Raw genomic sequence first — 5662 nt, forward strand, 5'->3', positions numbered from 1 at the left:
GGGGTCGGCAGGTTTAGAAGAGTATAATAGACAGTCTTTCCTTGGCGTCGCGCGAGAATCCCGGGCTGTTCTTCCTATGCTCTGACGCCGGCCTCCCGGACAACCCCGCTACCGCCGGCGAGCTGGTACCGCTGTCGCATGGAGATCACGCCGGAGATCGCGTCGAGCGCGCTCTTCGGTTTCAACACGCTTGAGTTCGACGGGCCGTTCGGCACTGCACGTGTTCTCGTGTCGCGAGCGGGTCTGTGAGCTGGCGTTCGTCGCGGAGTTCTGAGGCGCCTGCGCTCGACCGTCACTTGCTCCCTCGAGCGGGGGGAGCCGGGGCTGGAGGAGGAGAGCCCAGCCTGGGCTGCGAGGGTGGAGGCGCGGAGGAAGGAGCGCACCCCCGTTTGGACTGGGCCGGGCTGCTGAAAAGGACGTTCGCCCTGGATGTGTTCGCGTGCTTGAGGTGTGGAGGCAGGCTTGAGGGTGTTGGCGTACGTGAAGGGAGAAGGAGGGGTGAGAGCGATTGTGGAGCACCTGGGATTGCCCACGACGGGTTTCCAAGGTGGCGGTGAAGCTTTCGAGCCCCGGGGCCGAGAGGACATGTCAGACCTGTGATGTGCAATCTCCTCGGCGGGGGCGAGCGGCTCTGGGGAAGGCGGACCCCTCTGACCCGCAGCGCCACGACCTGAAACCTTGGAGGCTTGGGACTTGGAAACCCCTGGACGCAGATTCGGAAGCGCAGTGGTCATCGGCGGCAGCATGGCGGGGCTCCTGAGCGCGCGGGTGCTCGCGGACCACTTCGACAAGGTGACGCTGGTGGAGCGGGATGTCCGGGGGGAGGGGCCCGCCGCGCGCAAAGGTGTTCCGCAAGGGCCGCACATCCACGTGCTGTTGGACACGGGCCGGCGCATCCTCGACAAGTACTTCCCGGACCTGTTCGAGCAACTCCAGGTCCAGGGCGCCGAGCTCATCGACTCGAGTGGAGACCTCGCCTGGCACCACTTCGGGGTGTGGAAGCTGCGCCGCACCAGCGGCATCCCCGGGCTGCTGTGCACCCGGCCCCTGCTCGAGTGGAACGTCCTGCGCCGGGTGAAGGCGCGGCCCAACGTAGCGGTGCGCGAGGGCTGCTCCATCGAAGGGCTCATCTGCGACGAGAAGGGCACGGGGCGCATCACGGGCGTCCGGGTCAAGACACCCCAGGGCGAGGAGTCGTGGGAGGCGGACCTCGTCGTGGATGCCAGTGGCCGGGGCTCGCGGATGCCTCAGTGGTTGGAAGCCATTGGCTACGCGCGCCCGGAGGAAGAGCAGGTCATCGTGGACCTTTCCTACACGACGTGCCTGCACGAGCCGCCGCCCCACTTCCAGAAGGAATGGAAGGCGCTCTTCCTCTATCCCAGTCCTCCCAAGGCCTGGCGCGCGGGTTTCATCTCACACGTCGAGGGAGGCCGGTGGCTCGTCACCCTCAATGGCTACTTCGGGGAGCACGCGCCCACCGAGTACGCGGGGTTCCTCGAGTACGCGCGCTCACTGACGCGTCCGGACCTGTACAACTACTTGAAAGAGGCCACGCCGATAGGGCCCATCTCCCAGCACAAGGTGAAGGACTGCCGGTGGCGGCACTACGAGAAGCTGCCCCGCTTTCCCGAGGGGCTGGTCATCCTGGGAGACGCCGCGTGTGCCTTCAACCCCCTCTACGGGCAAGGCATGTCGGTGGCGGGGCTTGGCGCCGAGCTGCTGGACACCTGCCTTCGCGAGCAGGCCGAACGAGGCGAGCCATCGGGCCTGGCGCAGCGCTTCCGCGAGCGGCTGCCTGAAGTCATCCGGCTCCCGTGGCTGTTGGGCACGGGCATGGACCTGCTGTATCCGCAGGCCGTCGGGAAGCGGCCCTTCGGGTTGGGCTTGCTGCACTGGTACATCCTGCGGCTGATGGAGCGCACGTCGACCGACGCACACGTCCATCGCCAGTTCTACCGGATACTGCACCTGCACGCGGGGCTGGAGGCGGTTCTCCAGCCCTCCGTGGCCTTGCCCGTGTTGGGCCATGGCGTCATGTCGCTCCTCCGCCCTCTCGAGCGGCTGGCGAATACCGAGACACGGCCTCCCCCTCTTTAGGAGACATTCTGGAGACGCGAAGGAGCCTGAAAACACCGAGGCCGGAAACCGCTGGGTCTCAGCGGCTTCCGGCCTCGGTCCTTCAGTGTCCCCGACGGGATTCGAACCCGTGTTACCGGCTTGAAAGGCCAGCGTCACCTGCTCTTCACCGGACTGGAACTGTTACGACGTGTGGCGTCCCTGGTGCCTCCGCCTCGGGCAAACCTCACGAGGATCCACGGCGTCTTCGCTCCAGGCGCCAAACTGCGGCCATTTCTGGTCCCCCAAGCAGACTACACGGACGCGGAGCAACTCGCCTATGGGCGGCCCCTCCAGTTCCCCGCCGGCCTGCGCTGGAGCTACAGCAACACCAGCTACGTCCTGCTGGGCATCCTGGTGAAAACAGCAGATCGTCCCAGCCCAGCACCGCGCGAAGCCCCGCCACTGCGGCGGCCAGCGTGAATCCGACCACGCCTCCCGGGCGCACGGGAGGCGCAACCAGGCCGCCGGGCGTTTGACCTCCGCGACGTCTAGGCCGTCCAGCAGCATCGCCAGTTGACTGGCGCCCACCGTCACCGCCTTCGCCTTCGCGTCCACCCGGGGCAGCCCGAATTGGCCCGCCTCCGGCCGCTTGTAGAGAAGCACGAAGCCGCCCCGGCTCGATGGCAGCAACTTGATACGGTCGCCCCGCCGCGAGACGGAAGAGAAGAGGTGCCCCGAGTAGACGTCCTCCCCCTATGCCGTGCGCACCAGCGCCATGAGGCCGTTGATGGACTTCCGCATGTCCACCGGCTCCGTCGCCAGCACTACGCGCACTGACGCAGGCAGCGCGAACATCGCCTCACCGCAACCGCAGCCCGCCGTCAGGGGTGAGCGGCTGGGCGGACTCGCGCAGTGGGGAGTCTTGTCGGCGGCCTCCGGTGGCGCGCACCGGGGCAGGACAGCGAGGAGCAGGACTGCCAGGACGGACGCAAGGGATTATCGGAGGCGCATGGTCGGGGTTTTCGAGATGCCGGCGGTGGCCTGGAGTGTCACGGACACCGCGGGTGCGCAGGATATCGGGTCCGCATTCAATTGACCTTCGGTACAGCCGGCACGCGCGGAGGTGGATGGTGATTGTCGGACTGCCCTCCAGTCATCGCTTGGGATGTCCATTATTCTTGCGATAACCCTCCCCAGGGTTCTAGATGGCTGTGTACTGCGCCTGAGCTCAGGCTCGCGGAGTTCAATCGGGACCCGGACGCAGCGTCTAGAGGGGGAGCCAGCCAATGGATTTCAATCATGTTGCACAGCCGCTCTCGTGTCCTGGTGCTGTCCGGGAGAGGGGATTCCTCGCCATGGGAAGGGGACGCCTCTCGGGTTGGGCAAACATTGCCTTTCTCGTCCTGCTCGGCGTTCAGCTCGCAGCCTGCGGCTCGGACCCCACTGGCGAATGCAAGGACGGCGCGTCGGAATCGCTCGCCTGTGGGTTGAACGGTCGCGGCACCCAGAGCCGGACCTGCGAGGCGGGCAAGTGGAGCGCGCCCGGTGCCTGCGCGGACCCCGACGTGTGCGTGGACGGTGCTTCCGAATCACTGGCCTGCGGGTTGAACGCCCGCGGCACCCAGGTCCGGACCTGTGAGGCGGGCAAGTGGAGCGCGCCCGGTGCCTGCGCGGACCCTGACGTGTGCGTGGACAGCGCCACCGAGGCGCTCACCTGCGGGCTGAATGGCCGCGGCGCTCAGAGCCGGACCTGCACGCAGGGCGCGTGGAGCACGCCCACGACCTGTGCGGACCCGGATGTGTGTGTGGACGGTGCCTCGGACTCGCCCTCCTGCGGGCTGAATGGCCGCGGCACCCAGAGCCGGACTTGCGCGCAAGGAGCGTGGGGCACGCCCACGGCCTGTGCGGACCCGGATGTGTGTGTGGACGGTGCCTCGGACTCGCTCGTGTGCGGGCTGAATGGCCGCGGCACCCAGAGTCGCACCTGCGACTCCGGCGCCTGGACCTCGTCGGCGTGCGTGGATGCGGACGTCTGCACCGATGAGGCGGTGGAGACCCGTCATTGCGGTGTTCTCGGCAGGCAGTCCCGCGAGTGCAAGACGGGCCAGTGGGGCGACTACGATGTCTGTGACGCTCCCGCGTCCCTTTCCCTCCAGGTGACCGGACGCAGGGACATGGTCCACGATGCCCGGCGAAATCTCCTGTACATCACCACCAGCGAGACCAATGGCAGTGGTCTGGTGCATGTGTACAACCTGGTGACGCGGCAATTCGATTCGCCGCTGCTCACGGGTGGCTCCTTCGTCGGCATCGACCTGTCCCCCGACGGAAATGGACTCCTCGTCGCAGATGCGGGCTACACCGAAACCAAGAACTGGATTCATCAGATCGACCTCACGACCGGCGAGTCGAAGAAGATCGAATTCAGCCTGGACTTCTACGAAGGGGGGACGTTCACGGCGGTCTACACGTCCGCCACCGAGGCCCTCGTCTCGTCCACTTTCAGGGGCTCTGGCTCGGTCCCCTTGCGCAAGGTCAACCTGACGGACGGCACCGCCAGGTCCATCAGGAACGTGCGTCAGGACACCATGCTGACCCCATCCGCAGACGGCTCCACGGTTGCCTATGCGGAGTCGAACACCTCCAGCGGAGCATGGGGACGCTTCAAGGTTGATGCGCAGACGTTCGCTGGCTCGGGTACGAACTGGTTCGTCTATGAGATCGCCGTCAGCCGGCAGGCGTCCCAGTACGCGGTCCCGACCTACGAAGGCCTCTTCATCTACGACAGTGCCCTCAAGCTGCAGACCACGCTGGGACAGTACGCGGATACGTTGCCCATTGGCGCCGTCTACAGCCCCATCGCGGATGAATTCTATCTGGCGTGGTACTCGTACAACGACCGGGCGCCGTCCATCGATGTGTACAGCGCCACGACCCTGACGAAGCAGCGCGACATCGAGCCGGGCACGGGGCTCTTCGACTGGACCGGAAACCACGCCTTCGGAAACGGCCGGATGCGCGTCTCCCGCGACGGCAGGCTGCTCTTCGCGACGAGCGGCTCGGATCGCATCGTCATCTACCCCACGGGCCTGTGAGCCAGGGGCTGGCCGTGCAGCCGTAGGGACAGAGGACCCGGTGGCGCACCACCGGGTCCTCCGCGTTCACGGGTCATACAGAGAGGCCCAGTTCAGCTGCGCCCCCGCGCCGGTGAGGGTGTCCAACCTCTGGTACCGCCAAGCACAGCGAATCGGCTCTGTCTCCAGCCGCAGGGCCATGAGGAGCAGTTCCAAGAGCCTCGTCAGTGGCCGCGAGAGATGATTCCCCCGGCTTGCTGCGGGTCTGCTGCTGGCGGTCCATCAAGGAAAAGAAAAAGCCCTGGAATCTCGCTGTAAATCCGCGAAATTCCAGGGCTTTAATGGTCGGGGAGACAGGATTTGAACCTGCGACCCCTTGGTCCCGAACCAAGTGCTCTACCAGGCTGAGCCACTCCCCGATATCCGGTGCTGCGCCAGGAACTGCCCTCGGGCCCGGCGAAGCGAGGGCGGATCTATCCGAGCCGCTTCCTTCAGTCAACGGACTCTTTTGCCTCCCCCTTCCCCCACCC

4 protein-coding genes, 2 tRNA genes and 1 pseudogene are annotated in these 5662 nt (G+C 66.2%); 3 read left to right on the forward strand and 4 right to left on the reverse strand.

Going from position 1 to position 5662, the window contains the following annotated elements; genetic code table 11:
• The first annotated feature begins 693 nt into the window (after positions 1–693).
• Entirely contained in the window at positions 694–2097 is a 1404-nt protein-coding gene (locus tag D7Y21_RS39805) for an NAD(P)/FAD-dependent oxidoreductase (RefSeq protein ID WP_121718494.1), read from the forward strand.
• Between the two features lie 89 nt (positions 2098–2186).
• On the opposite strand, the gene D7Y21_RS39810 is transcribed toward D7Y21_RS39805, so the two are convergent.
• Positions 2187–2258 (reverse strand) — tRNA-Glu (locus tag D7Y21_RS39810).
• A gap of 10 nt (positions 2259–2268) precedes the next feature.
• Between D7Y21_RS39810 and D7Y21_RS43230 the strand changes: the two genes are divergently transcribed.
• A complete protein-coding gene (locus D7Y21_RS43230) occupies positions 2269–2538 on the forward strand; it encodes a serine hydrolase (protein WP_147469517.1) in 270 nt (89 codons plus the stop codon).
• Positions 2539–2601: 63 nt separating this feature from the next.
• Here the strand turns inward: D7Y21_RS43230 and tnpB (D7Y21_RS43740) are convergent.
• Both tnpB (D7Y21_RS43740) and tnpB (D7Y21_RS42455) read right to left on the reverse strand, forming a co-directional pair.
• A pseudogene (tnpB, locus tag D7Y21_RS43740) lies at positions 2602–2796 on the reverse strand (IS66 family insertion sequence element accessory protein TnpB); the annotation flags it as partial.
• 15 nt (positions 2797–2811) lie between these two features.
• Positions 2812–2913 carry an IS66 family insertion sequence element accessory protein TnpB gene (gene tnpB / locus D7Y21_RS42455; protein WP_147443086.1) on the reverse strand — a complete coding sequence of 34 codons (102 nt, stop codon included), beginning with the start codon at positions 2911–2913 and terminating at the stop codon, positions 2812–2814.
• 632 nt (positions 2914–3545) lie between these two features.
• Here tnpB (D7Y21_RS42455) and D7Y21_RS39830 point away from each other — a divergent pair.
• Entirely contained in the window at positions 3546–5153 is a 1608-nt protein-coding gene (locus tag D7Y21_RS39830; protein ID WP_121718495.1) for a YncE family protein, read from the forward strand.
• A gap of 321 nt (positions 5154–5474) precedes the next feature.
• Here D7Y21_RS39830 and D7Y21_RS39835 read toward each other — a convergent pair.
• Positions 5475–5551: transfer RNA gene (locus D7Y21_RS39835), tRNA-Pro, on the reverse strand.
• Between the last annotated feature and the right edge of the window lie 111 nt (positions 5552–5662).

Origin of the sequence: Corallococcus sp. AB045, assembly GCF_003668895.1 — a bacterium.
In the GTDB taxonomy this organism is placed as follows: domain Bacteria; phylum Myxococcota; class Myxococcia; order Myxococcales; family Myxococcaceae; genus Corallococcus; species Corallococcus coralloides.